Below are 1,958 nucleotides of genomic sequence, written 5' to 3' on the forward strand. Positions count from 1 at the left end.
ACCCGGTTGTATCAAATCCTTGCGAGAAGTTCCTACCCTGTTGTTGATGCGGTTAGCCTTTGGCGTAGGTTTGTGCCGCTTTGGGATGTTCCGGGCAATACGGCGTTGAGAAACCACAGCAATATTCAACTGCTTTTCCAAACAGCGTCCTTGACGTTGATTTGCTTGTTCAACAGTTTGATTTTATAGAAGGCGTCAGCTATTTGCTGCTGTCCAGCAATAACTTCATCTGTGATTGGTAATACTCCATACTCACGACGCCTTTCTGCTACCTCCAAAACAGCAGCATCAATACCTAAGACTGGCGAAAGTGATTGCGCTACTTCCCTGGGATTTTTTTGCGCCCAGTCACTCGTTGTTTTGACTTGATCAAGAAGTATTTTTACGGTATCAGGGTGCTTCTCAACAAAAGATTTAGCTGCAAGATAATAACCACGATTCGGTACTAGTCCTGTTCCATCAGTTAAGGTCCGTGCGCCTGTGGAAGCTACGGCTGCGGCTAAGTATGGATCCCAAATAGCCCATGCTTCTACATTGTTACCTTCAAAAGCTGCACGAGCATCAGGAGGTGGAAGCGTTACTGGCTTGATGTCATCATACTTTAATCCTGCTTTTTCTAGCGCTTTTACCAGTAAGTAGTTAGTATTTGAGCCTTTAGCAAAAGCCACTCTTTTACCTTTTAGTTCTGCTACAGTTTTAACTGGTGAATTTTTCGGTACGATGATAGCCTCAGCTTTTGGAGTCCAAGGATCGTAAGCAACATACACCAAGGGATTACCTGCTGCTTGAGCAAATATGGGCGGTGACTCACCGGTGTATCCAAAATCAATACTTCCAGCATTCATTGCTTCTAACATTGGTGGACCGGCTGGGAATTCTGTCCATTTCACGATGGCACCAGGCAAAGCTTTCTCTAAATCTTTTTTTGCCTTCAGTGAATAGAGAATAGTTGCTGCTTTTTGATAACCTATGCGAACAACAACACCTTTTTGGTCTGCTGTTTGCGTTGTAGCCGAGTTACTTGTACTGGTGGAACAAGCTGACAGAGTAAGACTCAAGCCTAGTCCTAAACTAAACAATAGTGCAAATATGCGGACTCTCGATAATTTCCGAATATAGAAGAATCCGCTGAAAATACCCAACAGTCGGACTAGCAGGAATTTCTTGAACATAAGTATGCTTTTATTATTATTTAATACACCAAATTGAAAGAATTACCGTATTTTTAGTTTGAAATAATATTTACACGAATAAGTAACAAATGCAAGATCCTCTAAAAGCCCGCTGTTTGCGAGCTAATGCTCGGTTACGTGCCATCCCAATTTTGTACGCAGCAAGACCTCGTAATTGTGCAGCAGTTATAGATATACAAATCTCGTGGGCTTAAAATACATTTAACTGATAGACTTATAGTATTATAAATTGAGAAATTAAAAATTAACTTTTAAAGGGGGCAGAGAACAGGGTCTTTACCACAGATCAATCTGTGGGATTGAAAACTCGAATGTCGCATTTTTTCGCTGCTCGTCTCGCTGTAGCATCGTTTTTTAAGCAGGGTTGAATCTCAGCAAACATCAATCAATTATGATTCCAAAATTTCATCGCCGTCACTTTATCCGAGTAATTGCACCAAGAATGCTAGGACTCTCTACAGCATTTATTCTGGGTAGTTGCAATCAAAATCAAGCAGCAGAAAATTCCTCTGCTACTGCTGCTTCTAATACTACTTCAGGTATCAAAGCAAAAGTGTTGCGCATAGGTTATCAACAAGCAGGCGATTTGGTGAGAGTATCTGGTGTTTTAGAAAAACGCCTGGAACCTCTGGGAGTGAAAGTACAATGGCTCCAATTTAAACAAGGCCCACAACTGATGGAAGGCATGAATGTTGGTAGGGTTGATTTAGGATCAGTTGGTAATAATACGCCTATCTATGCTCAGGCAGCAGGAGCCGATATTGT

General features: G+C 41.6%; 1 protein-coding gene and 2 pseudogenes. 2 read left to right on the plus strand and 1 reads right to left on the minus strand.

The window, feature by feature from the left end; genetic code table 11:
* A pseudogene (locus G4P69_RS37415) lies at positions 1-109 on the plus strand (SAM-dependent methyltransferase); the annotation flags it as partial.
* A 16-nt stretch (positions 110-125) separates the two neighbouring features.
* Here G4P69_RS37415 and G4P69_RS37420 read toward each other — a convergent pair.
* Positions 126-1,172 (minus strand): sulfonate ABC transporter substrate-binding protein, encoded by a 1,047-nt coding sequence (locus G4P69_RS37420; RefSeq protein ID WP_208354970.1) that lies wholly within the window; start codon positions 1,170-1,172, stop codon positions 126-128.
* Between the two features lie 412 nt (positions 1,173-1,584).
* On the opposite strand from G4P69_RS37420, the pseudogene G4P69_RS37425 reads away from it, so the two are divergent.
* A pseudogene (locus G4P69_RS37425) lies at positions 1,585-1,958 on the plus strand (sulfonate ABC transporter substrate-binding protein); the annotation flags it as partial.

It is taken from the genome of Aetokthonos hydrillicola CCALA 1050 (assembly GCF_017591665.1).
Taxonomy (GTDB): domain Bacteria; phylum Cyanobacteriota; class Cyanobacteriia; order Cyanobacteriales; family Nostocaceae; genus Aetokthonos; species Aetokthonos hydrillicola.

Excerpts from the sequence above, each read along its gene's own strand:
- G4P69_RS37420 (WP_208354970.1), bottom strand. The coding sequence starts at position 1,172 with ATGTTCAAGAAATTCCTGCTAGTCCGACTGTTGGGTATTTTCAGCGGA.